Annotated in this window: 20 protein-coding genes; 12 read left to right on the top strand and 8 right to left on the bottom strand. The window is 58.1% G+C overall.

Annotation, left to right across the window (positions count from 1 at the left end; all coding sequences use genetic code 11):
• Nucleotides 1-290 precede the first annotated feature (290 nt).
• The 5 genes from Q4S41_RS22795 to Q4S41_RS22780 are packed head-to-tail and all read left to right on the top strand — an operon-like array spanning nt 291 to nt 6338.
• Nucleotides 291-1190 (top strand): ABC-three component system protein, encoded by a 900-nt coding sequence (locus Q4S41_RS22795; protein ID WP_305033450.1) that lies wholly within the window; start codon nt 291-293, stop codon nt 1188-1190.
• Nucleotides 1187-1426, top strand: coding sequence for an ABC-three component system middle component 6 (locus tag Q4S41_RS24620; protein ID WP_369811347.1), 240 nt, complete (start codon nt 1187-1189; stop codon nt 1424-1426). The genes Q4S41_RS22795 and Q4S41_RS24620 overlap by 4 nt, the downstream gene beginning before the upstream one ends.
• Nucleotides 1423-3165 (top strand): ABC-three component system protein, encoded by a 1743-nt coding sequence (locus Q4S41_RS22790; RefSeq protein ID WP_305033449.1) that lies wholly within the window; start codon nt 1423-1425, stop codon nt 3163-3165. Before Q4S41_RS24620 ends, Q4S41_RS22790 begins: the two co-directional genes overlap by 4 nt.
• A 57-nt stretch (nt 3166-3222) precedes the next feature.
• Entirely contained in the window at nt 3223-5751 is a 2529-nt protein-coding gene (locus tag Q4S41_RS22785; RefSeq protein ID WP_305033448.1) for a DEAD/DEAH box helicase, read from the top strand.
• 56 nt (nt 5752-5807) lie between these two features.
• On the top strand, nt 5808-6338 hold the full coding sequence (locus Q4S41_RS22780; protein WP_305033447.1) for a hypothetical protein: 531 nt from the start codon (nt 5808-5810) through the stop codon (nt 6336-6338).
• Between the two features lie 93 nt (nt 6339-6431).
• On the opposite strand, the gene Q4S41_RS22775 is transcribed toward Q4S41_RS22780, so the two are convergent.
• Nucleotides 6432-6806, bottom strand: coding sequence for a hypothetical protein (locus Q4S41_RS22775; RefSeq protein ID WP_305033446.1), 375 nt, complete (start codon nt 6804-6806; stop codon nt 6432-6434).
• Between the two features lie 76 nt (nt 6807-6882).
• Here Q4S41_RS22775 and Q4S41_RS22770 point away from each other — a divergent pair, with 76 nt between their 5' ends.
• The 3 genes from Q4S41_RS22770 (at nt 6883) to Q4S41_RS22760 (ending at nt 11399) form a co-directional block, all read left to right on the top strand.
• Complete coding sequence (locus Q4S41_RS22770) at nt 6883-7713, top strand: hypothetical protein (RefSeq protein WP_305033445.1); 831 nt, start codon at nt 6883-6885, stop codon at nt 7711-7713.
• A gap of 537 nt (nt 7714-8250) precedes the next feature.
• On the top strand, nt 8251-10089 hold the full coding sequence (locus Q4S41_RS22765; RefSeq protein WP_305033444.1) for an SIR2 family NAD-dependent protein deacylase: 1839 nt from the start codon (nt 8251-8253) through the stop codon (nt 10087-10089).
• A 74-nt stretch (nt 10090-10163) separates the two neighbouring features.
• Nucleotides 10164-11399 carry an AlbA family DNA-binding domain-containing protein gene (locus Q4S41_RS22760; protein WP_305033443.1) on the top strand — a complete coding sequence of 412 codons (1236 nt, stop codon included), beginning with the start codon at nt 10164-10166 and terminating at the stop codon, nt 11397-11399.
• Between the two features lie 94 nt (nt 11400-11493).
• Here Q4S41_RS22760 and mobV read toward each other — a convergent pair whose 3' ends face one another.
• From mobV to Q4S41_RS22745, 3 genes are all read right to left on the bottom strand, one after another.
• Complete coding sequence (mobV, locus tag Q4S41_RS22755; protein ID WP_305033442.1) at nt 11494-12840, bottom strand: MobV family relaxase; 1347 nt, start codon at nt 12838-12840, stop codon at nt 11494-11496.
• 958 nt (nt 12841-13798) lie between these two features.
• Nucleotides 13799-14200, bottom strand: coding sequence for a type II toxin-antitoxin system RelE/ParE family toxin (locus tag Q4S41_RS22750; protein WP_305033441.1), 402 nt, complete (start codon nt 14198-14200; stop codon nt 13799-13801).
• Nucleotides 14201-14226: 26 nt separating this feature from the next.
• The gene (locus Q4S41_RS22745) at nt 14227-14403 is read right to left on the bottom strand and encodes a hypothetical protein (protein ID WP_305033440.1); all 177 of its coding nucleotides are present in this window, start codon (nt 14401-14403) and stop codon (nt 14227-14229) included.
• A gap of 136 nt (nt 14404-14539) precedes the next feature.
• Here Q4S41_RS22745 and Q4S41_RS22740 point away from each other — a divergent pair, with 136 nt between their 5' ends.
• Both Q4S41_RS22740 and Q4S41_RS22735 read left to right on the top strand, forming a co-directional pair.
• Entirely contained in the window at nt 14540-15100 is a 561-nt protein-coding gene (locus Q4S41_RS22740) for a hypothetical protein (protein ID WP_305033439.1), read from the top strand.
• Nucleotides 15101-15113: 13 nt separating this feature from the next.
• Nucleotides 15114-15602 carry a S24/S26 family peptidase gene (locus Q4S41_RS22735; protein ID WP_305033438.1) on the top strand — a complete coding sequence of 163 codons (489 nt, stop codon included), beginning with the start codon at nt 15114-15116 and terminating at the stop codon, nt 15600-15602.
• Between the two features lie 155 nt (nt 15603-15757).
• On the opposite strand, the gene Q4S41_RS22730 is transcribed toward Q4S41_RS22735, so the two are convergent.
• Nucleotides 15758-16120 (bottom strand): hypothetical protein, encoded by a 363-nt coding sequence (locus Q4S41_RS22730; protein WP_305033437.1) that lies wholly within the window; start codon nt 16118-16120, stop codon nt 15758-15760.
• A 171-nt stretch (nt 16121-16291) separates the two neighbouring features.
• On the opposite strand from Q4S41_RS22730, the gene Q4S41_RS22725 reads away from it, so the two are divergent.
• Together Q4S41_RS22725 and Q4S41_RS22720 are read left to right on the top strand one after the other, a co-directional pair.
• Nucleotides 16292-16945 carry a hypothetical protein gene (locus tag Q4S41_RS22725; protein WP_305033436.1) on the top strand — a complete coding sequence of 218 codons (654 nt, stop codon included), beginning with the start codon at nt 16292-16294 and terminating at the stop codon, nt 16943-16945.
• Nucleotides 16942-17229: a hypothetical protein gene (locus tag Q4S41_RS22720; RefSeq protein WP_305033435.1), complete on the top strand. Its 288-nt coding sequence runs from the start codon at nt 16942-16944 to the stop codon at nt 17227-17229. Before Q4S41_RS22725 ends, Q4S41_RS22720 begins: the two co-directional genes overlap by 4 nt.
• A gap of 328 nt (nt 17230-17557) precedes the next feature.
• Here Q4S41_RS22720 and Q4S41_RS22715 read toward each other — a convergent pair whose 3' ends face one another.
• From Q4S41_RS22715 to Q4S41_RS22705, 3 genes are all read right to left on the bottom strand, one after another.
• Entirely contained in the window at nt 17558-24196 is a 6639-nt protein-coding gene (locus Q4S41_RS22715; RefSeq protein WP_305033434.1) for a hypothetical protein, read from the bottom strand.
• Nucleotides 24197-24216: 20 nt separating this feature from the next.
• Nucleotides 24217-26064 (bottom strand): hypothetical protein, encoded by a 1848-nt coding sequence (locus Q4S41_RS22710; RefSeq protein WP_305033433.1) that lies wholly within the window; start codon nt 26062-26064, stop codon nt 24217-24219.
• Between the two features lie 77 nt (nt 26065-26141).
• Nucleotides 26142-26774 (bottom strand): hypothetical protein, encoded by a 633-nt coding sequence (locus Q4S41_RS22705; protein ID WP_305033432.1) that lies wholly within the window; start codon nt 26772-26774, stop codon nt 26142-26144.
• Nucleotides 26775-26782 lie beyond the last annotated feature (8 nt).

The raw sequence follows: 26782 nt of genomic DNA, 5'->3' as shown, positions 1-26782 counted from the left end.
GAGCCCTTTAAAGAATTATTTACAATTGACCTAAACTAAGAACTGACAAAACCGACAGAAGGCTTTCTGTCGGTTTTGTCAGTTCTTAGTTTAGGCTGTCACGCGCGGTGAACTCAATAGTCCAGGTCTTGGCATCGCCTGTCCCGTATGCCTAGCGTGGCCCCACCGACACCATGCAGCGCCACCTCGCAACAAACACCAGCGATAGGTGTGCTTCTTCAACTTCACTTTGCACGGCGTTTCTTCGCTAATTCTCCAACTCGATACTTAACCTTTTCTACTTATTAACGATGCTTGAGTATAGCCGCGAGATGTATGAAATGAGATTCAAGATTAAGGTGTATGAGGGCACTGGAAACGCTTATCAGGACTTATTCTCCTTGATTATGGAGCTATGTCACCCCAGCGATTTCATGAGTATTCGACCATGGGGTAATATAGGGGACAAAAAGAACGATGGATACCTGCGTTCTGAACGACATCTGTACCAAGTTTACGCCCCTAATGAAATGGAAGCGAAAGCGGCTATCAAGAAGATTAATGATGACTTTGAAGGTGCGCTCCCGCATTGGGAGCAGTATTTCGATAAATGGTCATTCGTTCATAACAGCTATGGAGGTGTCCCGCCGCATGTGCTCGAAACATTGCTTGCGCTTGAAGGAAACAACCCCAGTATCACAATAGGTCACTTAGGTCCTGTTGAGCTCAGAACGAAGCTATTCGATTTGCGAGAAGAGGACATCGCCTACGTGCTTGGACCGCCTATGGCTCGTCCAAATCACATAGCCTTTGAAGAAATCAGTGAGGTTCTGAGTAACCTGAACGTTGCTGTTCCTGAACCAACCAGCGCTGTTCTAGAAGTACCGCCAGGCAAGCTGGATGCAAATGGATTTGACGAGAACAGCAAAGCTTTAGTGAGACTAGGGTTCAGACTCTCGCCTCGTGTAACAGCCTTTTTTGACTCATATCAATCAGACCCTGAGCTAGGTATGAGGGTTTCTGCTTTATTACGTTATGAGTACAGCCGGCTTAAGCGTGCGGGCAACGACCCCAATGCCATCTACCGAAAGCTTTTTGCTTTTGTAAACCGGCATCAGGAGTCATCTGAGGCTGCTTCACTGGCTGTTCTGGCTTACTTCTTTGAAAGTTGCGACATCTTTGAGGCGCCACCCCAATCAGTTACCGTATGATACTGCCTGCTAAACATTTGCCAGAGGAAAGGGCTCTACTCACTGTGGGTGCACAACTGCTTAGGTTGTTAAACGAGCCCAAATCTGTCTCCAGGCTATGGAACGAGTTAAGAAAAAATACCTCTCACAACTCGGAGCCAATCACATTCGATTGGTTCGTACTGGCTCTCGACCTTCTCGCGGCCATTCGCGTGGTAAAATTCGAAAACGACCGAATAGTACGCATCAACTCATGATTTACGAAATATTCAGCTCGCTTGAGACATTCAAGGACTATGGTTTCCATAGCGGCTTAAACATCATTTTATCCGATAAACTTGAAAATTCTGGTGCTGGCCAGACTAGGAATAAAGCAGGGAAGTCGAGCCTAGTGCTGCTTATACATTTCCTCTTGGGCAAAGAGGGAGACCCAAATTCGCTCTTCAGGAAAGCAGAGCTGAAAGACCATTACTTTGGGATGGTCTTCCAGCTTCGTGGAGCCATCCTGCGTGTTCTACGTCGGGGCGCCGAATTTTCCAATATTGAGGTTGAGCTACTAGATGGCTCGTTTGAAGAATGGCCGATTAACCCACTAGAAGCAGGTTCCAATATCCATCACTCGAAGTGGATTGAGATTTTAGGCCGCGCGATGTTTCTGATTCCCGAAACTGCTGGCAAGTTCAATCCGAAATTCGCCATGCTCTTCAACTACTTTGCTCGGCGTTCATCGAGTGGAGCATTTCTGAAGCCTCAAGAACAGTCCAGTCGTCAGCTTCCATACGATGTCAGAATTGCCCTATCGTATATAATTGGGCTTGACTGGCATATTAATGCGGAAAGAGAAGAACTGCGTCAGGAAGCTGATAACACTAAAAAGCTGCAAAAAGCAGCGAAAGAGGGGCTGCTCGAAGGAATTCTAGGTGACCCGAAACAACTCCTTACGCAGGCAGCACTTGCACAAGAGGAAGTCAATCGGCTGTCTGAAGCAGTTCGTTCCTTTAAAATGCTACCCGACTACGTTGAGCGTGAGCGTGAAGCCAATGAGTTAACGCGCCAACTAAATGACCTGGCTGATGCGAACGCTCAAGACAGCCTCTATACGCATGACCTAGAACAATCACTCGTTGCTGAATCGGTTCCGCAACTAGACGATGTGAAACGACTGTATGATGAGGCTGGAATTGCCTTGCCAGGTGTAGCACTTCAGCGGTTTGACGAAGTTCGCAAGTTTCATGAGTCAATAGTGCGAAACCGCAAGCTATACCTAGAGGAAGAACTGACTCGGGCCAGAACTAGCATTGGAGCGCGTTTGAAGACCATGCGCGAAATCGATGAACGACGCGCCGAACTTATGTCGATGCTCAAGACCCATGGGGCTTTACAGCACTACTCGAGACTGCAGAGCGAACTAAATCTGGCTGAGACCCGGGCTGAACAGATAAAGAAGCAACGGCACTTGCTTAGTGAAGTGAATGAGCGAGTCGCGCAGTATAAAATCGAACAACAGCACATCTTTCTGCGCCTGCAACGCGATTTCGAAGAGAATTCTGCCGTTTTAACGGAAGCAATATTGGCCTTTGAAGAAGCTTCTCGTGCGCTGTATGAGAATGCGGGCAACTTAGCCATTTTTGCCACAGAAACAGGTCCCCAGTTCGAAGTGACTATTCAGGGGCAAAAAAGCCAAGGGGTCAGCAATGCACAGATATTTTGCTTTGATATGATGTTGATGACAATGGCCCATCGACGGAACATCTCTCCTGGCTTCCTTATCCACGACAGCCACTTATTCGACCCCATTGATGAAAGGCAAAAAGAAAAGGCGTTGGAATACGGTGCGCAACTAGCAGAGCGACTCGGCTTCCAGTACATAGTCACACTCAATACTGACCAGCTTCCAACAGATAGGGTGACTGACTTTGTCATTGAGGACTATGTTATTAGTCCCAGGCTTACAGACGACCCCGGAGGCGGATTATTCGGCTTTGAGTTTGATTGAAGAAACAACTTGAGCCAGGTTAATTGACTCAGAATAAGGCGACTCACGCTCTAAATTATGATTGACTTCCGCAAACGTCTCGACGCCAAGCAACTCGAAAAGAAGCTGCACCCGGTTGAAATCTACGAGTCGCTGGACCGCAAGAGCGACAAAGGTCCGTTGCGACCAGCTCAGTTTGCGGTGCTCAGCACGTGGTTTGAAACGTTGCGTGAGCAGCGCGACCTTATTGTGAAACTGCACACGGGGCAAGGCAAGACGCTAGTAGGCCTGTTGCTGCTGCAGTCGCGATTGAACGAAGGCAAGGGACCAGCCTTGTATCTGTGTCCCAATATTTATCTAGCCGAGCAGACCCGGGAGCAAGCTGGAGAATTTGGCTTCAAGCACTGCGACATTGGGCCGGATAACGTCATACCAGCCGACTTCTGGGACGGCAAAGCAATCCTGATTACCCACGTGCAGCGCCTCTTTAACGGCCGCTCCCTCTTCGGACTGGGCCGGCAGGCAGCCGATATAGGGGCAATTGTGCTTGACGATTCCCATGCCTGCATCGAAACCATCCGGCAAGCCTTCACCGTGCTGGTGAAACGGGACAAAGCCGAAAAGCTGTATCAGGAGTTGTTTGCCCTGTTTGAAGAAGATTTGCAGGACCAGGGCCTGGCCCGGGTGGCCGAAATCCGCAACGGCGACACCGATGTGCTGCTGGCCGTGCCGTATTGGGCCTGGCAAGACCGGCTGGAACATGTGTCCACCCTACTGGCCGGCCACAAAGACGACCCCGAGCTTAAATTCACTTGGAGCCTGCTGCGCGACGTTCTCCGGGACTGCCAGTGCTTGGTGTCGGGCGCTGCCTTCGAAATTGTGCCCTACCACCCGCCAATGGAAGTGTTCGGCTCGTTTGACCGCGCCCAACTGCGTGTGTTCATGTCGGCAACTACCAACGACGATTCTTTCTTCATTAAGGGATTGGGCTTGGCCATTGGCACGGTCACCCACCCATTACTGTACGCTAAGGAAAAATGGTCAGGCGAGAAGATGCTACTCGACCCATATCAGCTCGACGACAGGCTTAGCCGCGCCAACCTAGTAGCCGCCTTTGCCTCCCCTCGGCCGGGGCGTGCCTACGGCGTGGTGGCTCTGGTGCCAAGTTTTGCCTACGCCGAAACTTGGAAATCCCATGGGGCCGAAGTGCTCACCGCTGCCACCCTCGACCCGCAGCTCAAAGCCCTGAAAGCTGGGCAGGGTGAAAAGACAGTCGTCATCGCCAACCGCTACGACGGCATCGACCTGCCCGACAACGCCTGCCGCATCCTTTTGCTCGATTCAAAGCCGTTTGCTCAAACACTGAGCGACCGGTACCAAGAAGAGTGCCGGGCCGAAAGTGACCTAATTGCTATCAAGACGGCTCAGAAAATCGAGCAGGGGCTCGGCCGCGGGGTGCGCGGCGAGAAGGACTACTGCGTTATCGTTATCACTGGCCCCGACCTAATCAACACGCTGCGCAATCCGCGGTTCCGGCGCTTCTTCTCGGCCCAAACCCGTCAGCAAATCGAAATTGGGCTCAACATCACTAAGATGGCTGCCGAAGACGCCACTTCTGGCGACGGCTTTCAGGTTATCAACGAGGTCATCAAGCAGTGCCTGAGTCGGGACGAAGGCTGGAAGTCGTACTACGCCGACCAGATGGACGAAGCCACAACGGACCATTCAAACGAACGGGTCCTATACATTCTGGAACTAGAACGCAAAGCCGAAGAAAGTTACCGCCGAGGCGACGTGGCTAAAGCCGTCACCTTTCTGCAAACCATCCTTGACAAGCACCTACCCGGGGCTGACGCCAGCGAACGCGGCTGGTACCTCCAGGAAATTGCCCGTCTGCTGTACGCCTCCGACAAAACCGAATCCAACGCCATGCAGGTAGCCGCCCATCGGCAAAACCAGTTGTTGCTCAAGCCCCGGCACGGCATGGTGGTCACCAAGCTGGCCATTAACCAAAGTCAGGCCGAAGCTGCCCGTCGCTGGCTCGCCGCCTTTGCGTACCACAATGACTGCCGCATCCGTGTCGATGAGTTGCTCAACAACTTGACGTTTGGCACGAAGGCTGATAAGTTCGAAAAAGCGCTTTACGACCTCGGCGAGTTGCTCGGCTTCAGCAGCGCCCGCCCCGACAAACAGTGGGGTGCCGGCCCCGACAATCTCTGGGGCGTGGGCGAAAATGAGTACGTACTTATTGAGTGCAAAAACGAGGTAAAAGAGGACCGCAACGAAATCCACAAAGCCGAAACAGGCCAGATGAACAACGCATTAGCCTGGTTCGACCGGGAGTACCACACTATGCAGGTCACTCCCCTTATGGTCATACCGGTCAAGAACGTAGCCAAAGAAGCCGGTTTCAGCAAAGACGTGGGCGTGGTGCGCAAGAATAGCCTGAAAAAGCTGCGCGACAATGTGCGCAGCTACATCAACTCTTTCAAGGAATACGAGCTAAAGGACCTGACGGACCGGCAAGTGTTTGCGGCGTTAGAAACACACAAGCTGACAAAAGAAGCCGTAAAAGCGGAATACCGAGAGTCTGTGTATCAGCGATAATACGCAGTCCTAACTCGAAGGCCTATATTGCGGCAACCTTCACCCTGCAACTTCAAATGAACCCCTTGGATTGGAAACTTGCGCTCGACGAATTACCACTCCAGTTGGAAGGTTACGATACCTCAGAGAAGGTGATGGTTATACTTGGTGCCACGCACCAGGACATTGCGGTTGCCCATTACAACTTCGTGGATAAAAAGTGGTACGGGGCCGATTATTTTGGCGAATATGGCCAACACTTGGGGCGTCTGGTAACCTACTGGAAGTATGTCGGTCCGTTGCCTCCGCCCTTTCCGGAGAAGTACATCAAGGCACTGGAACCGGACTTTGTTTCCGAAGAGACGCCGATGCGGGTTCTTTTTGCCGGGGTTGATGAAGCCGACAAAACCTTGCATAAATCCCTCTACCAAGCGGTAAGGGATAACGGGATGCAAGGCGTTTGGATTCGGGCGAGCGGCACCAAGCAAAAGACATTCTACTACGTGGACTTTCTGGCCAGTGACCCACTGGAGTTGCGTGCAGTGAAGCAGAAGCTTGACCAGCTAGACGTGCCCTACACGATAGCACCTAGACAGAAAAAACCATAAAGCCAGCGCTTATGTGGCGTTAAGTTGGTACGGGCCGGCTTTCGAGTCGGCTCGCACCAACTTAACGCCACCTGTTGGCCACACCGCTGGAATTTATAGGTAACGACCGCCTTCAAAGGTGAGGTGGGAAATCAGGGCCAGCGAGAACGCCTGGAAATCATTCCTTTGCCGCAGCCTGGCCTGAATCCTGAGCACCTGCCCCGGCCCGGGCGCACCCACCGGTTCGATGGTGATGCGGCCCGGCGTAGCCGCGTCAGCCCGCAGCCCGCGGCTCGACAAAATCAGCCACATGGCCATCTGGTTGGTGGGCTCGAACCAAGCTTCCAGCGTGCCGGTGAACCGCAGCTCGTCAAACTGGGCATCGTCCAAGTGGTTGGATTCTTCGGGGCCGAAGCCCAGCGTAACGGGCCCGGAGGCTTCGCCACCCGTGATGGGGTTGGTGTAGCTGTAGGTAAGTTGAGTTTCCATAGACCAAAATTACAGGGCTATTTTACGGCCGGTTCACATTCTGCCCGCCGTTATCTTCCCCTCAACTATCCATCCTATGATTACCGCCGCCCACCAACACGAGGACACTGCCATCGTCATCAACCACCAACTGTTGCAACTGGCTAAGCTCTCCAAAGAGACGTTTCTTGAACGAGTAGCCAACGTGGAGGCCATCCGCACCCGACCGACGCCGATTAGCCTGCTGTTGGGCGAAAAAAGCCAAATGGGGCAACTCGAAGTGCTGCACGCGGCGGTGCAGACCGGCATGCTGCCCCGGGGCATGCGCGGGTTTCAAATTGGAACCGAGTGGGTCCCGTTTGTGGTGGAAATGCCCCGGCCGCTGCATGAGTGGCTCGCGTCCCACTCGCTGGCCGAAATCAAAGGCCAGCTCGTCAACTGGATGGCCGCCCTGCATGCTGCGCATTGCCTGCGGTTTCAAATGTGGCGCACGCTGCTGCCCGAGATTCGGCAGTGGGCCGGCGCCCATTACAGCCCATACCGGGTGCGCCAAGCCGACGAATTAATCGCGGTGTGGGAGCGGGAGTTCGACAATACGCAACACCTGGTCGGCCCGGTCACTCCAGGGGTGCTCATGAATCCCTTTCGGGACAATGAACGGCCTTTCCTGGACAACGCCGACGTACTGGCCAGCTACCAGTTTGAGGTCCGGGTGGGCTATTTCCGCAAGGATGACTGGCTGTTCATCGTCGAGCGCAGCCTACCAAAGCTCCTGACCCTCTACAAAGACAACATCTCTTCCGGTCGCTGGACTAGGGAATTTGTCGCTAAGCAGCTGCGGGAGATTGACAGCGATAAGATGGATAGACTTGAAGCCGACCGGGGGCTATGGCAGGCTTGGCGGCAAAAGTTCTCCGCTGGCAGCTAACGGGAGCGCTACGAAGGTCGAGACTAAATGACAATAGGTAAGACCCCAAACAGGCTGCTCCTAGTCGCAGTTCAGAGGCGGGAGCTATTCTCGTTTGGATAGAAAGTCTATTCCACCACCAGCTTTCGATAAGCTGCGCCTTGTTGGTGTATAAGCTGCAAATTATCAGAAATCTATTTGCGCACACGGCGACGGACGGGCACTTTCATCTCGTCGTACTACGCGCTTGAATAACCCGCAGCACACTGCCTACTCCGAGCGGGGCTTTTTCATACCTATCCGCTTTCTACCTTGCCTTTGTGAAACACCTACTACTTCAATTGTCCCTGCTCACGCGCTCTAACATAAAAAATGGATAAGGAAACGTTATTTAAGCTGATTCGACAGCAGCAAGTGGTGTTGTGGGCGGGCTCTGGCTTCTCGGCTTACGCCGGCTACGCAATGGGGGCTGGTTTGGTGAAAAAGCTGCATGACTCGCTATCGGCGGACCAACGGAAGCGTTTAGAAGAGGAGCTGGGAGACCAAAACCCGCTAAAAATGTCGCTCCCTGACTACGCCGAGCTTTTCGTTACGCTGCACAAGGGCAACCGCTACGAGTTAAACCGCGTGGTGCTGGAAGAGTATTCCAAGCTGCCCACGGACCGGCACGTGCACGAGCAGCTGGCCGGTATTCCGTACATCAAGCAAATCATCAGCACGAATTACGACAGAATGTTCGAGCTGACCCACGAGTTGCTCGACCTATTGGTTGATTCCAACAAGCTGCCGCAGCTCAGCCCCAACAAGCCTACGCTTTACAAAATCCACGGGCACTTGGATGATACCAGAACCCTGGTCATCACGCGTAGCGATTACCAGCGGTTTTTCAGCAAAGCGGACCCGCTGCTCTGGAAGCACCTGGAATCGCTCATGGCTTCGCGCACGTTTGTTTTTGTTGGCTATGCCGTGGAGGACCCTAACGTACTGGACGTGTTCCTGCGGGTGTACGATGCACTGGGCGAACATATGCGCCCGGCTTACGTCGTCTCCCCCAATATGGGCCGCCTCAAGCAGGAAGTACTCGAACAGCGGAACATTCATTACATCGACGCCACGGGGGAGGAGTTTGTAGCCGAATTGCTCGCTGACATAAAAAAAAACGCCATAGGTGAAGCCACGCGGCAGGAAATTGACCTTAGAAGCACGCTCCAACTCCTAACGAATCAAGGGCTTAAATACCTTTACAACGGGGATGAGAAGGGCATCAACATAACAGACATTCGGCGCATCGACGGGCAAACCACTGGCCAGCTGCGTTTCAGTGCCGCGGTGGATTCGCCCTTGATTCAAGGGCTGGCCAAGCTGAGCGAGGGTGAATCGCTTCAGGTGCTGAAATTTTCCCCCGACCAGTTGACCTCGTTTTCGATGCAGGTGGAAGGCTTTGAGTTACCGCTGGGCGCCGGGGTTACGGATTTCTGGATAGCCCGCACGCCCACCTGGCACAAGCAACTCACGGTGCGCTTTGCCTCCGGCCTGGTGCTGCTCGACGTGAACCTGCGCTTGTACACCAGCAAGCACGAGTGGAAAGTTGTGGCCGTGGACCGCTATATCCGGGCCGTATTCACGCTGCCGGAGCCGGCCGAGCAGCTGACGCGGGTGGAAGGCGCGATTGCCCACGCTTCCGAGGAGGAGCTGCTCACCGGCCGGGCAAGCCTGGACCTTATGCTCACTTATTCCAAGCGGAGGCCGGGATTCGATTCCGTTGAGTCGGCCCTCACCTTTGCCGACACCATGCTGAACCTGGGGCGTGGCGAGGCCGTGGAGTTGCTGGAAAACTGGGCGCCCGTCTTTCGCTACCCGCAGCAGAAGCCCCAGCCGACGCTGCTGGCCAGTGGCGAAAGCCTGCGCGGCTTGCTGCTCTGCTTGCAAGCGATTGAGAAATGCTTCGGCATCAGATTCCAGCATTTCAACCTCGAAGGGCAGAACATAAATGAGCTGCGCTGGCTTGGCGCGTTAATCAGCGGGGAAGAGATTGAAGAAAACAGAACCTTAAGCATAAAATCCGCTTGGGAAGGCAGCCCCGAGGAGAAGCAGCAGCTTTTTGGGGCCCAAATGGAAGACCGGGAGCTACTGCTCACGCAGCAATCCACCCCCTGGACGTTCGATATTCTAGGTTTCTCCCTCCAGTTGACGTTTCAGGAAAACCTTACCCTGCGGGACGTGACCGTAACCGAGGCCTCGCCCGGGATTTTGCAGTTCTCCAGTAGTAAGGTGAGCCGTAAGGTAGAACACATCATCGAAGCTAAGGTCCTGACGGCGCCGCCGCCGGCCGCCCCACAAGACCCCACGCCGGCGGAGCTGCTCGATGATATGCTCCCCGAAGATTTGCTGCCCTAAGAAAAATGATGCACTCCCACAGCCCCTCTCTACCAAGAAAGGGGGCAGGTGGCGCTGCGGTAACTTTGTGAGATATGGAACTGCTTGACCTTATTCAATACGAAAACGAGAAAACGGGCTTGGATTTCAAGGCTATTGTGTACAAAGCGGACAAGTTTGACGATTTGCTGAAAGATATCATGGCCATGGCCAACGCGGCGCTGGAAGAGGACCGCTACATCGTCGTGGGCGTCAAGCACTACCCTAACAGCGAGCGGGCATTTCTGGGCATTGAGGAGTTTATGGACGATGCCACGTATTACCAATTGGTGCACAGTAATATAGAGCCCGATATTCAGTTCGAGTACTTCCACGTGGAGGTAGCGGATAAAAAGGTTGGTGTCTTTCGCATTTACCAATGTGACAACCAGCCGTACCTGATGAAGAAGGACACCAAAAGCCTTCGCCGCGGGGATGGATTTATCCGCAAGGGAACGTCGCAGATGCGCCTGATGCGTAGCGACCTCGATAAAATCTTTGCCAAGCGCCAGGTGGCCCCGGACCTAGCGGCCAAGCTGGATGCTGTTTTCGAAGTGGATGGGCAACCCAGCACCCGCCTAACGCCGGTGCTCGACTCAGGGCTGCCTTCGGCCAGCGCCGCCCGCAGCATTCGGCGAGCCATTGCCGACAAAGAGCTAAGCGCCGCCGAGCGCGAAGCGAAGAAACAGGAGATGCTGGAGAAAAAGCTTCCCGGCTACATGGTGTTCAACATTATGGAATCCAACCCCGTGTTTGCCCAGATGGCCGAAATGTCGGCTTGGGCATCGGGCAGGGAACTGCCGTACGAAAAGCGCGACTTGGCCACGTTAAAAGAGGACCTGGAGTCAGTCAAAAAGACGTACCAGGCTGCGGATTTATACTACCTGTACGAAGAGCGGGCGCGGAAAATCAACCTGCGAATTTCGAATCACGGGGAGCAATACATCGAGAATTGTTCGGTGGAAATTCGCATCAAGAAATCTTGTCCATTCGTTGTCGCCGATGCTGTCTACCCTAAACCAGAGCACCATTCCCCTTTCAAGGCACTGGGACTGAACGGCCCTAGCTTGGAAAAGATAAATTACCCGAGAGTCACGGAGACGCCGGAAAGCTACGTTATCAAAGCCCATCTGGGCGATTTGCGCCACAACTTCACCACCTTGGCACTCAAAGAGCCAGCGCGCCTGACGTTGCCCATGAATTCAAGTGGCCAACTGGAGGTAACGCTGACGCTGTTCGGAAAGAACCTGCCCAAGCCTTATGTTAAAACCCTGCTGGTTGACATTGTCTGAGTCTCAGCGCTTGCGTTTGAAGCGGAAGCCCAGCGTGCGTAGCATGATGTATTCCAAGTATTCCAGCGCAGCTAGTGGAGCTTTTTGAGTAGAATTATCTCTCTATTTCTCCAGTAGATAGATTCGGGCCCGTTTGGTCCCGTCCTTGTCTTTTGTCTACTACCTCCCGGAGCTGCTCCAGAAAATCCCGGCCGTTGGGACGCAGTTCGGCGCTGCTGAAACGCATCCCGTTTTTCTCGTGAGTCAGGGTGAAGCTGGTGGGGCTGGTGATTTCCACCACGTAACTTTTTTCGAGAAACGCGGGAGCAATATCCGCCACCTGCTGGATGGGCTTGAGCAACTGTTTGGCCAACATGCGCTCGATGCCGGTCTGGTGGGTCTGGCGCTGGCTCTGCCCCCAGGCCGTCAAATTCTCCGACAACGGCTCCCCCTGCAGGTGCTTCATGACCGCCCGGAAATGATTCAGGTTTCCTTTAGCAGTGCGTGTTTTCTGCTCTGCCAGTTCTGTAGTCCGGGTGGCCAACTCCTCCTGCGCCTGGCGCAATTGCTCTTTCAGTCGGGTCACTTGGGGCGTGATGCCCTCCCGCGCCGATGCGAGCTGTTCTTGGCTGCGGCCCAACTGCTTTTCCAGCACTTGGGCCCGTTCGCGCTCCAGCGCGTTGGCTGAGGCCACGGCGGCCAGTTGACTGATTTTCTGGTTGCCAGTTGAGGTCAGGTTAAAAATGTACGTATTGAGTTCTAACTGCTGCAGGGCTTGATGCTTCTGCGGATTCTCCCAAGAAGCCATTGGTCGGAGCTGGTGCGGCACCGTCGATAATGGCTTGGCCAAGTCGGCCAGGGCTTCCTTGCACATCTGCTGGGCTCCGTAGTGTCGGCGCACGTCTTCGTGTAGCGCGGTGCTATATCGGATGCCCCGCTCCAGGCCGTGGGGTTCCATGACTTTGCCGTAGTCAGTCTGCAACTGCCGGAGGCTGGAGGGGCTGAACACGTCGCGGGAAGAGAGCCGGCCGTCGGCCGTGACGGGCACCACTACGGCGTGCACGTGGGGTGTTACCTCGTCCTGGTGCAGAGTGAAACTGACCACGTTGTTTTTCCCGAAGCGCTGGTGCAGAAAGTCCAGATTGTCCTGCACCCAGGGCGTGCCGCGCACGTCGAGCGCCCGCCCGTCGGCATCGCGTCGGAAGCCTTCGGGGCTGGCGGTGAGCAGTACCTCCACGGCCCGCACGGCGTCGCTGCGCAACCGCGGTAGATGCAGTTCGGCAATGCGCTCATTGGCCAGCGTCCAGTAATTGCGGCGCTCTAGATTCAGATATTCCTGATTGCTGTCCGCCCAGGCCGGGTCGGCGTTCGGGGTATCTTGCTGGCGGTAATTGTGCTGAGTAGCGCTGGTCGCAGTCCCCAGGTTTTTCAGTTTGTTGATGCGCAGGATGGCGTAGGGCATGACTGAGAGGATGAAACGGAAGACGAAGGGAAACCAGGTCCTTTTTTGGCCCAATGCGTAGTGGGTTTACGCATTGAATTACCCTGTTTCGAGCGAAATATAAACCGTTTTCAGGCTTTTCGTCTATCTATTACTTATCTGATAATCAGATAATATATGTACTACGAACCGACAAAACTGACAGAACTGCCTTTTGTCAGTTTTGTCGGTTCGAGCTATAGGTATTGAAGAGAAATAATTGTCTTCTGTGAGGCTATTAAGAGTAAGCATTATCCGCCGGAGTTCCGCAATAAAACAGCTCTAGCCAATGCGGTCAGGGCTATTCATTTCTCGGACTTTGAATTTTAACCCACCACCAACGTCAACGTGTGCGGTCTTGCGCCCTGCGCCTTTTCATGTACCAGCCTAAGGTATTGAGTGAATCAGCGCTCACACGGACCGTAGCGTCTAGGTGGCAAAGAACAAGCACAAAAAAGCCCAGCCTTGGATAGGCTAGGCTTTTGCACCCCTAGGAGCGTCCGCCCCAGCATCCATAGTCGCACCGGGTTAGAGGCCGGGCCGTACGGCGCGAAAGGACAAACGGGCTGGGGGCGGCTTGTTGAAGGCAGGGTATTACCAGTTGTCCCAACTCAGCTTAGTCCGGTCGATTTTGTCAATCCACTCTTTGTCCGCGACGGTAAAGTCAGGGGCCTCGTCTATCTGTTCCGTTGTTTTGAGATGCTCCAAACTCCTTGTCTCCAACGCAGGCAAATCCAGGTGCAATCGTCCACGGCAGGCAACTACGCTCTTAAGTATGCTTGCCAATCTGTCCGTATGGACGTTGTGAAACTCCGTAACCAAAACATGCTGTGTTCTGCGTTGGACTTCACGCGAACATGTTGGAATCAAAAGAACAGAGGCAAAGGCAGAGCCCGAACGCATGTGCTGGCACTCTCGAAACTTCGAAAAGCTCGATTGGTCATAAGAGCGTAGCTTCTTGAATGGCCTTGGCGTATTTGATAAGGTCTTTTGCGCGGCTGTAGTCTTCATAAATAATGGCTCTATCTACTATTTTCTTCTTAACTGCCTTTGGCAAAGCCTGCCCTTGTTTCTGGTAAACGTGGAGCATAATATACACGTTCCCACCCAAATGGTAGGTATAGATTCGGTAGTCACCTATACGCCACCGAGCCAGTCCGGGGCGGATGCTGCTATAGCTTTCATAATCTTTGCCAGGCGATTCGCCTTCTGACCACTTGGTGATTTGCTCAAGAATAAGGCGAATATCGGACTTGTGCAGCTTACTAAGCTCTAAACGGAAGTTTTGGTTTTCATGGCTGCGCTGCGCGGCGATGAAGTGGCGCTTATAAGATGCCTTCACGGAAAAAAGGATGGGTGCAGCTCTGGCTATTTATCCAGTCCCAGCCGGTCGATAATGTATTCAGAGCGGCCCAGCTTAGCAGCTTTGGCCAGCGTGCCCAGCTTGGCGTACTCTGCATCGGTGAAGGATAGGGAACGGGGACGTTTCAACCGTTCAGGGTCTTTCGTGGGGCGGCCAAGGGCGGGCTTAGGTGTTGCTTCCATAATGGGACAAAGATAGGTAAAAATGGCTTTTTCTTACATAATAAAATAAGTTAAAAATTATTAAGTAAATATTTTTCTTATTAAGAAAAAGATTGTATATTTGTTATGTCCAAGCAGGACACTTCCACCGACTAGAATGCAAAAGGCCAGCCTTGCCGGGCTGGCCTCCGCAACGACCCTTGCCGGGGCCGCTACTAGGTGGGGAATCTTACACCCCCAATACCCACAAAAGTACATGAAAACTCATGTAGCCGGGAAAGCCGTTGTTGCCGCAACTGCGCCCACTCCCCAAGCCGCCGACCAAGTAAACGGCCTGCGCAACCTCATTCTTGACCTGTTGTTCGGTTCGCCGTTCATCACCACCCAAGAATGGGCCACTGCCGTCGAGCGCACCAGCAACACGGAGAACGTTGCCACGCTGGCAAAATGGTACCGCAACGCTGTGCGCGAACTGGCAGACCGCGAAGAGAAAGCTGCTACTGCTTATGCTAGCCGCCAACAGAGAGAAGAAATCATTCGGTTGCTAAACAACCCGCTCATCACCCGCCGCCACAAGACGCGGGTGCTGCTGGGCATCAATCGCTACCAGGCTGACGAGGCCCGCGCCATCATCGCCAATCTGACCGCTTACATCGCCGCTCCCTTCGGAGGCGGCGCCGTGGGCGCCTTTTCTGGGACTGTTTCTTACGCTGCTTAATTCATCATCTGTCATGGAAAAGACTTTCCCTTCCGGCATCGAAGAAGCTGCTGCCCGGCGCGGCTATCCTTCCACCTTTCAAGGCTTCACGCCCAGGCAACGGGCCTACTGGCTGGACCCACTCGTGCCGTGGCGGCCCGGTACGGAGGCGGAGCGCGATGCTGTGCGGGACCGCCGTGGGCAAGGTAAAATCTGGCGCGACATCTGGCTGCGCTCCGATAGCATGGCCCCGCGCTTCCCGGCCGGCACCTGTGTGGCCATCGACCCGGTGCATTACCACCTGGAGATAGAAATCGGGCGCGTGTACGTGCTCTGGACGCGGGACCCAGCCGGTTCCGAAACCTGGCAGTGCGCGCGGCTGGAGAGCGTGAGCCTCGGCCTGTTGAGCCTGACGGAAGACAACTCGGGCGCGCGCCGGTACTGGCCGCTGCGCTGGGGCGACCACAAACACTGGCGGCTCTACGAGGTCACGCACTACGTTGCGCAGGACCTGGGATGGTAACGGGGTGCAAGGGCCGGCCCCCGGTCGAACGACCCCCACCCGGTCTGTAGGAAACCACTTTCGGAACCGATGGTATGGGGGGCCAATTTGAGGAGTAGGTACCCGCAGGCAAACTGATGGCAGTATTTTGAAAGCCCCCTTTCCGGCCCCTGTCGCTACACCAGCAAAGCCGCTGAACGCTTCAGTTCCTGCTGACACTGCCGTACCAATTCTTTGCCTTTATCGGTGAGGCGCAGGAGCCGGGGCCCGCGCCGGTAAAATCGCTCCCGTTTGATGCACCCACGGGCCTCCAGGTCCCGCACGTAGCCGCGAACGAGGGGCAAGCTCACCTGCAGCGATTCCTGGAGGTCGGCGGTGGAGGGAGACAAATACCCCACGCAGTCCCGCAAATGCAGCGCCAGCAGCGTGTGCAGCAGCGCAGCCGGGCACTTGGCCTTTACCGCCACTCGGCGCATGGCACCAGGGCCCACAATGGCAGAGGCCCACTGGCGGTGTAACGTGTCTGAATCTATTGCCATTAGGTACAGTTGAACCGGTAAAAACAGCTACTTACTTACTGTCTGCTTTGGGGCAACAACTGCTTAGGGTACCTGGTGCCACAACAAATATGAACACCAATTTTAAGTACCGCCCGAAACGGTATTTTAACAATCGAGCCGGAGCCCACAAACCCACTTAATACCTCATTTATGGAAACCCCCATGGACTACGCCAACGGCAAAATTGAGGCGCTGGCCGACCTTCGCGACCTGCTCAAGCCCGAGTGCGAGCGCGTCTTTACCGACTTGTTAGCCGAGGATAATTCGGAAGACGAGCGGAGAAGTCTGCTGGCGCGGCTGGATGAGTTAACGCTGTTTCGGGCTGAGCTCAATGCCCATAGCTTGGCGCTGTTCTCTGCCGAGGTGGCGTGTCAGCACGGCTTAAACGGTACCGTTCCAGCCAACTGGGAACAGACAGGCGGGGGTGAACCGTACGACGCCCACCACGCGGTCATCAGTGTACTGGAATGGGCTCCCGGCCGTGGCCAGGGGTTGAGCCCGACGCTCATGACATTCTTCGACGAGCTGCCTCGTGCGCGTAGCGCAGACTTTGCTGACGGCATGAGCGCGGCTATGGCAGCCTTCCCTATTCCATCGCTGGCACCTGAAAACGACTATGGCGCGGGCCCAAGGGAGGTTACTCACAAAGAAATTGACGGCCATGCCGATGCTATCCTGCTGAGACTTATAGAAAAAACCAGGTTCCTGCAGGACTACAATCAGGATTTTACTGATGCGCTTATGCTGGCCAAAACCGGCGGCAACTTCGATAAAATTTACAAGCTCGTTTGTCAAACAGCATGACTTTCACCCTAAACGATTTCCCCGAGTGGAAGCAATTCTTAGAGGAATTTCGGCAGCTGAAGAAAGAAGTCATTGAGCTGCGCGCGGCCCTTCCCGAGTGGGTCGACCAAGTAGAAGCCGAGCGGCTCACCGGACTTTCGAACACCACGCTTTGGCGCGAGCGCAAAAACCCGCACTCGCTTATTCAGTGGAAGCAGGACCGTGGCGTGCGCTACCTGCGCTCCTCGCTCATTGCCCACAACACCAGCCGCGCCGTAGTGCGTGGCGCAACGCCAATCGTTTGAGCCTCAAACAAACAGATGCCCGCTGTCGCCTACATTTGCGACATGGCAAAAGGCATTTTTTCGCTGTTACAGTTGGGAGCCCTGGCAGTTGCTCTATGGCCTTTTTTTGACACCTATGTTTTCACGAAAAGCGGGAGTCGGGAGATGTGGCTATTGGGCGTTATCGGTTGTTTCGCGTTGTTTTACCTTAGAAAGCGCCTTGAAATCGACAAGGCAGAATAATTGACTATTTGTACAAAACAGAAACGGCGCTTCGTTTGAAGCGCCGTTTCTGTTTGCTATGAAACCTGATAATTACCCTTTTTAAGATTTGTTAAGGCAAACTTACTCAGCGTTTACTTGCAGAGCGAGCGGGGCTGAATACTTGCTGTTTTGCATCCCTGCTCACGCGCTTCACCACCTGCTGAAGCTTCTTCTTGGCTTGGTCGGGCGCGAGTTTCTGCAACTCGGGCAACTGGTGCCGCAGGGCTTCTTTCAGCAGTTGGCCGCGGCGCTGCATAAAGCTGAAATACTCGGAGTCTGTCATCGGTCCTTCCTTGCCTTGGTGGGCGCGCAGGACCAGGGCCCCGCCGCTGTTGCGGTTGGGCACGGAAATGAACAGGTTGTTTTTGTCGAGCCAATCCCACACGGCCTGGGTGGGCTCGTCCCGGTGGGGTGGACTGGAAACGAGGCGGTCCGTGTCGACGGGCAGCGGGTCGCCCAGCACATCGAGCGCGTTGTTGAGGCCGTCGCGCGCAACGGGTAGGTCCTGCACCAGCCTCTGGCCGAAGGTGCGGGCCTGCTTGCGGGGCTGGTCGGTCAGCTGCTGTTCGTCCTTGGCCAGCTGGGTGAGCAGTGAACTCCACGGCACATAGCCTTTCACGGTGCCCACGGCCAGGCGCTGGGCCCAGCTCGTCACCTGGTCGGGGCTTTTGCTGTCGGCGGCGGCCAGAAAATCAGCTGCACCCTTCATCGCCGTCATGTCCTGGGCAAACTGGAGCGCGCGGAAGCTGTTGAGGAACACCGCGTGCAGGGCCTCGTCGCTTTGCTCCACATGCTCGCCCCGGTATTTCTCGCCGTCGTTCAGGTTGCCGATAGCCGCAAGCATGATGCCCACGGGCGTGCTGACGTAGCTGTACCACTTGCCGCCGGCTTTGATACTGTAGGGCTGCCAGCCGTTGGCGCGCAGCTGCGCATCCTTCGTGGGGTTGCCGGTGCCAGCCCCGCTGATTTCGATGGTGGGGTTGCCGTGCTCGTCCTGATTGTGGGAGAGGGAATAAGCTGCCACCGCGGCGGCGGCCCCGAACACTGATTTAATGGCCAAGTGGCCCCGCTCCTCGCTGGTTAGCTGGCGCTGCATATCGCTGGTGGCCTTGCCGCCGAACAGATGGCCGCCGCTGCCCCGGCCCACCTGCTCACGAGCTAAGCTGACGCCGGCTCGGGCGGCGCCCACGGGCGTGTAGTCGAGGGCTGCATTGGCCACGTTGGCGATGACACGGGTGAAGGGCACCACGTATTTGCCGGGCTTGAAGCCGGCGATATCAATGCCCTGGGTGATGTGCTGGATGCCCGTCGTGACCCAGCCTAATGTGCCGGCTACCTCGCCGTTGAATACTGCGCGCGTGCCGTACTCGCGAGCTTCTTCGCTCAGTTTGGCATCGCGGCTCTGCTCCGCAATTTCGAATACCCGGCGCGCGTGGTCGTTACCGGTCAGGCCCTCGGCGGTGGCCTGGGCCTGCGCCTCGGCTACCCGCTGCTGGGTGCGATACAGTTTTTCGTTCACCCGCGCCCAGACGTCAGCACTCGGCTCGCCGCTCTGGCCCTCCGCCAATGCCTCTTTGACGGCCAACTCGTGGGCGCGCATTTCTTTCAAGCCCGTGCTGAATAGCACATCTCCGGCGCGCAGCGCGCGGCCCACGTATTTCAGGTAGTTGACGGGGTTGGCGGCCCCGCCGGCGAAGCGCCGGTACTCCAGCAGCCCGGGCTCCTCGAATTTCACACCATCGCGGCTGACTTCCCGGCCCGTGGTCAGCATCGACACGGCTTCCCGCGCGCCGCGCCGCAGGCCCTGCACCAGACCGGTGCCGGTAGCCGAGGCATAGCGGCCCTTACCGGTGGCCAGCGCGTGGGCGACGTGCACAAGGGCTTCGGCCCCGGTCTGGAGCGAATTGGCGAACAGGTTTACCGCGTGGGTTTTATAGCCGCTCAGCACGTTGGCGTACCACATAGCGTTGCCAACCTCCAGCCAGTCAATGCCCTTGAGCTGGGCGGTGGCGTGAAGGAGCTCGCCTATGGCCGCGTCTTTCTGAAAACCGGTGGGCGCGGCCGTGATGGCGTCGGCCAGCGTGTGCAGCTGGGCCGCATCGGCGGGGGTGAGAGTAGGTAGGTCGGTGATGCGGCGCAGGTGGTCGAGCACGGCCGTGTCGTCGGTCGGGGCCAGGGCAAACAGTTCACGCGTCTGGTCGAGGTCGGTCTGCGTGGCGCGTTTGCCCGTGCTGCTGGCGGCCCGCTGGTTGAGCTGGTCGAGCCGGCGCTGGCGGGCCCTAGCAATGCGGCGGTCGAATTCCTGGCGGATGGCATCGGCGTACCGCTGCGCCTCGGCGGGGCTCAAGCCAACTCCGGCCACAAACTGGTCGGCCAGCGAGGTGCCCACGGCAGCCGCGTCGGTGGTGAAGTCGCGGGCAATCCGGTCGAGGGTAGTACCTAGCTCGGCAATGCCCTGGCGCACGGCGGCGCGGTGGTCGCCCAGCGCGGCCGTGGCCCGCCGGGTCAAGTCGGCATCGGTGGCCCCGGCGGCCCCGCCCTCGCGGCGGAGGCGGGCCACCAGGTCGCTCACACGAATCACGCCTTCGGTGATGTAGGTCCGGAAAATACGCACGTGCAACTCGGCGGCCCGGGCGGCGGCCGGGGTGATGGGCACGATGGAGGAATAGGCCGTGCCACTGGGAGCTTTGGCCAACTGCTTCAACTCGTCGAGGAGCCCGGCGCGCTCGGCGCGCACCGTGGCCAACTGCTCCGGTGTGGTGGGCCGGGTCTTGCCAGCGACCTGCGCCCGCGCGGCCTGCACGGCGGGGGTGGCCAGCGCGTGGGCCAGGGCTTCGGTTTTCTCCTGTTGAATCTGCCGGCGCTCGGTAACTGCCTGGCGCTCCAGCTTCTTCTCAGCCTGGGCACGCTGCGTGGCCACGTCCTGCTCGGCGGCGTGCACGATGGCGGCCGGGGCGTGCTCCGCTAGCAGGCGAAACGCAGTGCTGGCCCGCCCGGATTCGGGGCCGTGGGCGGCCTGTCGCTGGGCCAACTCTTGAGCCTGGCGGTAATAATCGGCTACGGCGGTGGGGTTGCCCTGGGCCAACGCCTGCTGTAGCTGCCCGTTCAGGGCCGTGAGGGCCGAGCCTACAGCCCCTCGCTCCGGGGTGGGGTCGTCGGCTGCTGCTGTTGCTCCTGCTGCTCGTTCAGCGCGATTATTTGGAGCATCAGATTCTGGGGCCGGTTCGGCTGCCGCTCCCGCGCCAAGTGCATGTGGTGGTTCTGGTGCCGCGGGTCGCTCATGGGCATCACCGCGTCCAGCCGGGCCTTCTTCTGCTCCGGCGTTTCCTGGGGTTGTTCTTGGTTGGTCATCGGGTACGCCGAAGGTGTTTTCTACCGCTTCGGCTCGGGATTGAGGTGGTGTTTCGCCAAACAGGGACGCGCCTTCGCCGCGCACGATGGCGGCATATTGGTTGAATAGCTTGGCAATGTACGTGGGCCGTTTCTCGGTGGCCAGCACGTCAATCAGCTTCAGCGTGAGCGGGGTGTAGCGGCTGCGCGGAGCTTCGCCGCCCCGGAACATATCGGCCTGGTCGGCCCACGTGGCGAAGTCGACGCCGCTGCTCCGGAACTCGCGCACGCCGGCGATGGCGGCCTGCACCTCGGGCACCAAGCTGGCTGCTTCGGGCGTGCCCAGCAGCGCACCCACGGCCCGGTCAAGGCCGCCCTGCGCAGCGGCGGGCAGCTCCTGGAACAGTTCCGGCAGGTTGGGGTCGCCGTCGGCAAAGAGTCCGTGCCGGTGCAAGGCCGCGATATCTTCCACGCCCTGGGGCGTCAGGGTGCCATCGGCCTTGGTCATGGTTTGCAGTTGCGTTGCATTTACCAAGCCTTGCGTGCGCAACAGGCGCAACAGCTCGGGGCCGTTGGCCCGGATGGTTTCGGCGAGCGTGGCATCTCCCTGCGGCAAGGTCAGGCGGGTGAGCACGGTGCGGCCGTCGGCATCGAGCCGGCCGGCGGCCTGGCGCGCATCGAGGCGGCGCTGCCCTCCGCTTTCCAAATCAGTGGCGCTGTAGTTGCCCAGCTCGCGGGCCCGCTGGTCGCTCACCTCGGCTACCCGCACCAGCACCGGCTCTTTCATCTCCGCCACCTGGCTATTCGGAATGCCCACTTTCTCGGCGGCGGCCACAACCTCGGCCCGGTAACTCTCGCCGTTCTGCTGGTAGTGCTGGCGGATGCCCTCGGCCCGGCCGTTGCCCTGCACCACTTCGCCGCGGCCGTTGATGATGGGCGCGCCGGCGTAGGCGTTGGGGGACTCGCCCAGCCGGCCCAAATCGGGCGCGGCCGCGATATCAGCAATGGCTTTCTGGCTGGCCGGGTCGAAGGCTGCGCTGCGGTTTTTTGGCTGGGCCTCGGGCAAGAAATGGCGCAGGTTCTGGCTGCCGCCGGTGTGGCTGGGCTGCAGGTCGGCCGCTTCCATCACCGCGTACTGCACGGGCTGGGTCACGTTGTGCGCGAAGTGGGCCACGGTTTCGGCGCCCCGCACCAACTTGGCGCCCAAGGGCTCTGGCCGGGTATAGGTCTGGCCGTCCTTTTCGAAGCGGCCGGCGGCGCGGTTTTCGGCGGGCGTGGCGTAGGTGGGTGCTGGCTGCTCGGGCGCGACAGCAGATGGTTCGCTGCGTTGCGGTGGAGATGCTTCGACGGGAGCGGGGGCCGGCGCGGCTCCTACACCTTCTGGTGCTGCTGTGGGCTGTTGCTGCAAATAAGCCGTAGGGACTTCCCGTTCGACGGGCGCGCCCTGCGCATCCACTCCCTGTACCAAAGCCGTTTGCCCATCCTCACTGACGCGCATCACCTGTACGTCGCGCATTTCCAGCTGACCGGTGGGGCGCTGCACGTTGTAGCGAGCGGCTGGCTCTAAAGCCGGAGCCGCTGGCGCGCGCTGCTGGGCCTGTGCCGCGCCCACGGCCTGATGCACGGCGGGCGGCGGGCCTTTGGGGCCGAAGTCCACTTCCTGGCCCTGCGCATCGAGGTAGCGGGCGGGATGCCCGTCCGGGCCCAGCTCGGCAAACAGTGGCCCCCCGCTGGCGCTCTCACCCAGCGTGACCACATTGGCTGGCAGCGTTCGGGCCGCCCCAATGCCCCGGCCGGTACCGCCCAGTCCGCCAATTATCATTCCTTCCCCCACTGCCCCGGTTATGCGGCCGGCTACCGCGCTGGCCGATTGTTGCGGAAACACCTGTTGCCCCATGGCCGTGTTGGTAAGTTGCTCGCCCGCGACGGTCTTGGCCTCGTTGGCCCCAAATAAGAGGCCCATCTGCCCGCTTTCTTTGGCAGCTTCTCGCAACACGGGGGCCGCTTTCTGCGCAGCGCGGGCAAACGCACCCTGCAGCTGCTCCTGGGTGATGCGTGTGGCGGCGCCGCTCAATTCCGTCAGCGTATTTCTTACCAATGCATTCCGCACCAGCGCTTGGCCGGTGGTGCTCAAGCCGGCTGCACCCAGCTTGAAGGTAAGCAGGGTGGCGGTGCCATCGGCCAGCGCGTAGGCATCATATTCTGGACTGCCCGGCTTAAGCCCGGCCTGGGCCGCCCGCTCAAAGCTGGACTCCAGCATTTGCCCATCAAAGCCCACCCCCAGCATGGTTTGCACCGCACCGGCAATCTTGCTTTCCGAAAGTAGGGCCGACAGCACCACGGGGGCCGCCAGCGCGGCGGCATTGCTGGTGGCCATGGGCCAGGTAGATGGGTTGGCCAGACGGAAGGTGCTCCGCTCGTGGAACGGAGCCACGGGCGCTTTCAGCTTCTCCATCGCATCGGCCCCGGCCTGGAAGACGTTGGGGTCGGCCGCGTCGTATGGCGCGGCGCCCAAGGCTTCGTCGAAGGAGTCAGCGGCGCGGCCCAGCGCCGAGTCGTGCAGTCGGCGGTCGGCGGCACCCAGAAAGTCGGCCCCGCCCTTCACCATGTTCAGCAGTTGGTTGCCGAAGTTGCGGGCCGCGGCCGTCCAAGGGTCCTGCTCCTCGGTTTCTCCGGGGGCCACCTTCGACAGGGGCTGGTCACGGTACCGCTGCCCTTCGCGGGCGGTGCCCTTATCCTCGGCCAACAGGTAGCTGCCCGGCTCGTCCTGGTTGCGCGGGCCCACGAGGGTCTGGTCGGCGCCCTGGAAAGCGTAGGGGTCTGCCTGGCCGATGGGTACCCGCTCGAACCCGTCTTCTACCGGCTGGGCGCTGAACGTTTGGCCAGCGGCCAGGACCGGGGGCTCAGGCACGGCCACGACGGGCACGCGCAGGTCGGGAGCCTGCTCGGTGAGCTGCGGCGCGGCACCGGGTGCCAGTGCTTCGGGCAGCAGGTTCGGCTGCAGGCCGGGGACGGACGAAATTTCTACAAACGGTGCATCACCGGCCGATACATCAGCTGCCGCACCACCGCCAAAAGGCGGCGAACCAGGCTCGGACGAGGCTTTTTTTTTACCAGGCCCACGCATGTCGGCCACGAACTCGTCCGCGCCCAGCGTAAAGTCCTTGTACCGACTCCGCAAATTCTTGTGCAGTTCGCGCAACGCGGTATCGTCGGCCATGTCCTGCTCGAAGGTTGGGTAGTCTACTTTAAAATCCTTCTCTCGGTCGCGCAGGCTCGTCCACAGCCGTTTGAGCGGCGGCTCCTGGGACAGGCCATCTGGTTCCGGTGGGGCGGTCGCGCCCGCTTCGGTGGTGAGGTCGAACTCGGTGGCGTCAGGTTCTTGAAAATCCATGGGGTGCAGAATAGAGCCGATTAGTAAAGGCCAGCGTTGGGTTTAGTGGGTTTGGTGGGGGCAGCTGGCCGGGCTTTGGCCGGCGCAGGTGCGGCAGGGGCTGGGCGACGGGTGTAAAGTCCACCGGTGGCGTGTGGGGTCGTTCTTGCTTCTGGGGAACGAGGCTTCGTTTGCTCATTGAAGTAGTCCAATTCCTTCTGCATGCGTGCTTTCCGCTGTGGATTACGCAGCATGTAGTTGGTGGCCCCGTCGATGGTACGTAGGTCGTCGCCTTTGTAGGGAATCAACATGGACGCCGGCTCCTGCTCTGCCATTCTTTGCGCGGTGGCGCGTAACACGTCGGTGGGCTTGTCGGGGTCAGCCTTGCGCAGCCGTTGGAAAATGGCGTCGGCATCGTTGCCCACCGTCAGCTTTGCGCCCTTAGCAGGTGCGGCGAGAAAATGCCATTGAATTGTTAGTTTGGGGTCCCGCTCGCGTTCGCCGCGCACCCAATCCAACAGCGGCTGCCGGTCGCCCCGTTGGTAGGCCTCGAGGAGCGCAGGATTGCTGGGCGTGATGACGTTGCCCGTCGAAGAAGTCAGCAGCGCCATGGGTTTGATGTAGCGCAGACGTTGCGAGGCGGCGTTGTTGGTAATCAGATTGCTGGCCTGGCCGTTTTTCAGCATGATATATTGCCTGTGTAGGCCCTCTGCCTCAAAATCCTGCGTGGTGCCGTCGGCCTTCATCCGCTTGAGCGGGTCCGAGGCGGCCAGGGTCGTCAGGCCGCGGGTGCCGCCGACGCCGGTGCCGCCCAACAGTTCGGGCGCATACTCACTGCCACCGGCCAGGGTAAACTTGGGCCCTATAGCGGCGCGCCCGACGTGGGGTCGCGGCGCCTGCCGGAACGTTTCCTGCTGCCGAGTGCGGCTGTAAGCGTACGGCACCAGTTGCTCGGCCAAGTCCTGCTCGATGGTGGGCAAGGCCCCGGCCTGGCGCGCTTCCACGTGCTGGCGCTCCTCATCCGTGAGCGGCTCATTGCGTTCCATTTTCTGCATTGCCGATTGCTCCAACTGCTGGCGCTGCTCACGGATATAGTCGAGCAGCCGGCCGGCAAACGGGTCATTTTTTGCCGCCCGTACCGTGCTGGCGGTGATGCGTAGTACCGGGTCCCCGGTGGTCGGGTCAAGTATAGGTTGGTGCGTGACGGGGTCGCGCTCAACGAGCTGGCTGCCCTCCCAATACGTTTTCAGGCCAGGAGCGCCCACGCGGGCGGCGCGCTCGTACGCTTCAGAGTCCTGCTGCACCGCTTCCTTGGCAAACTGCCGCCACACTTCCTGACGGTTGAAGACAGCCGGGGAATTAAGCGCTTCCGTCGCGGTGCTTGGGTCGTAGGACAGAGGGTTGCGTGACTTCCCAGGCTCCTCATACAGCGTCTGGCCCAGCGCGCCGATGGCCTTCTCACGGTCGTAGCGCTTATCGGCCATCACTTGCTGTCCAAGCGTTTGCACGTGGTTGTCGACCGTAACGCTCGCCTCCGCCGTGCGGTCATAATCATCACGCAGTTCAGCCTGTTTTGCAGCCTTCTCCTCGCGGGTGAGGGTTGGGTCTTTCGTTACCGCCAGCATGTCGGCGTACGTCTTTTTGGCCTTCTCTTTCAACATTGGCAGGAAATGCACGCCGCCCTTGCTGTTCAGTGCAAGTTTGGCGTTGAATTCCTTGTCAGCAGCTGCTTGCGTACGCGCCGCGGCTTCTTTCTCTCGCTGAGCAATTTGGTCCTTTAGTTTATCCGTATCACGGAGCCACCTAAGCGCCCCTAAACCGTCCCCATATACAACGGCTGCGCCGGTGTTCGCGCGCCCAAGCGGGACCAATCCTGAATAGTCTGCCATATTGTTTGTAGTAGTGACTGCTGAGCCCATCGCCGCGAAGCTTAGGTATGAGCAGAATTATCGTTTCTGCGATGGTGCTAACCAATCAATCCCGCCAGTCCATCTGGTACTGGCAAACCGAAAGCCATGGAGCGCGGCCGGCGCGGTTTGCTGCTACCAGGTACAGGTAGTTCGGTGTCACCTCCTCCGTATTTGCCAAGGGCATAAACACCCAACTGGCTCAGGCCATCCACTGCGCCATAAATGTTCCGTTGTCCGGCTTCCTTGAGGGCGCCTCGCTCCCGGTCAAAATTGTCTTGGTCACGCTGCTGATAGGCAGCTTGCTGTGCCAACCCCTGCCGGAGTACGCCCTGTTGCTGCTGGTGGTAGGCTTCGCCCCGAACGCCGAGTGCGGCCAGTGCCTGCTGCTGGCGAGCATCCGAAGCGCCCAGCGCCGCCAGAATATCCGATGAGGAGCCGCCGGCACGCTGGGCGGCGGCCTGCACCCCGGCCGTTTGCTGGGCAATGCGGTTCTCCTCCGCGCTCTGGCCGGGCAGGCGGTTGGAAGCGGCGGCTTGGCGCGTGAGGGCCAAGCCTTCTTTGAAAGCCTCGGGCGTGGTGTCCCGTTTTTTAACTTCCGCGTCTGATTGGAAAAGGCCCGAAATTCCTTTGTAAATAGACGGGGCAGCCGCCATACCGAGTTGGGCAAGCGCAATGAGTGGTAAGGGCATGGTATGAG

This window comes from Hymenobacter convexus (assembly GCF_030580955.1).
Taxonomy (GTDB): domain Bacteria; phylum Bacteroidota; class Bacteroidia; order Cytophagales; family Hymenobacteraceae; genus Hymenobacter.
The sequence above is the reverse complement of the archived record's forward strand: the minus strand, read 5'-3'. Positions and strand labels throughout refer to the sequence as shown.

Coding starts and splice junctions, on each gene's coding strand:
- Q4S41_RS22795 (WP_305033450.1), top strand. CDS start 291: ATGCTTGAGTATAGCCGCGAGATGTATGAAATGAGATTCAAGATTAAG.
- Q4S41_RS24620 (WP_369811347.1), top strand. CDS start 1,187: ATGATACTGCCTGCTAAACATTTGCCAGAGGAAAGGGCTCTACTCACT.
- Q4S41_RS22790 (WP_305033449.1), top strand. CDS start 1,423: ATGATTTACGAAATATTCAGCTCGCTTGAGACATTCAAGGACTATGGT.
- Q4S41_RS22785 (WP_305033448.1), top strand. CDS start 3,223: ATGATTGACTTCCGCAAACGTCTCGACGCCAAGCAACTCGAAAAGAAG.
- Q4S41_RS22780 (WP_305033447.1), top strand. CDS start 5,808: ATGAACCCCTTGGATTGGAAACTTGCGCTCGACGAATTACCACTCCAG.
- Q4S41_RS22775 (WP_305033446.1), bottom strand. CDS start 6,806: ATGGAAACTCAACTTACCTACAGCTACACCAACCCCATCACGGGTGGC.
- Q4S41_RS22770 (WP_305033445.1), top strand. CDS start 6,883: ATGATTACCGCCGCCCACCAACACGAGGACACTGCCATCGTCATCAAC.
- Q4S41_RS22765 (WP_305033444.1), top strand. CDS start 8,251: ATGTCGCTCCCTGACTACGCCGAGCTTTTCGTTACGCTGCACAAGGGC.
- Q4S41_RS22760 (WP_305033443.1), top strand. CDS start 10,164: ATGGAACTGCTTGACCTTATTCAATACGAAAACGAGAAAACGGGCTTG.
- mobV (WP_305033442.1), bottom strand. CDS start 12,840: ATGCCCTACGCCATCCTGCGCATCAACAAACTGAAAAACCTGGGGACT.
- Q4S41_RS22745 (WP_305033440.1), bottom strand. CDS start 14,403: ATGGAAGCAACACCTAAGCCCGCCCTTGGCCGCCCCACGAAAGACCCT.
- Q4S41_RS22740 (WP_305033439.1), top strand. CDS start 14,540: ATGCAAAAGGCCAGCCTTGCCGGGCTGGCCTCCGCAACGACCCTTGCC.
- Q4S41_RS22735 (WP_305033438.1), top strand. CDS start 15,114: ATGGAAAAGACTTTCCCTTCCGGCATCGAAGAAGCTGCTGCCCGGCGC.
- Q4S41_RS22730 (WP_305033437.1), bottom strand. CDS start 16,120: ATGGCAATAGATTCAGACACGTTACACCGCCAGTGGGCCTCTGCCATT.
- Q4S41_RS22725 (WP_305033436.1), top strand. CDS start 16,292: ATGGAAACCCCCATGGACTACGCCAACGGCAAAATTGAGGCGCTGGCC.
- Q4S41_RS22720 (WP_305033435.1), top strand. CDS start 16,942: ATGACTTTCACCCTAAACGATTTCCCCGAGTGGAAGCAATTCTTAGAG.
- Q4S41_RS22715 (WP_305033434.1), bottom strand. CDS start 24,196: ATGGATTTTCAAGAACCTGACGCCACCGAGTTCGACCTCACCACCGAA.
- Q4S41_RS22710 (WP_305033433.1), bottom strand. CDS start 26,064: ATGGCAGACTATTCAGGATTGGTCCCGCTTGGGCGCGCGAACACCGGC.
- Q4S41_RS22705 (WP_305033432.1), bottom strand. CDS start 26,774: ATGCCCTTACCACTCATTGCGCTTGCCCAACTCGGTATGGCGGCTGCC.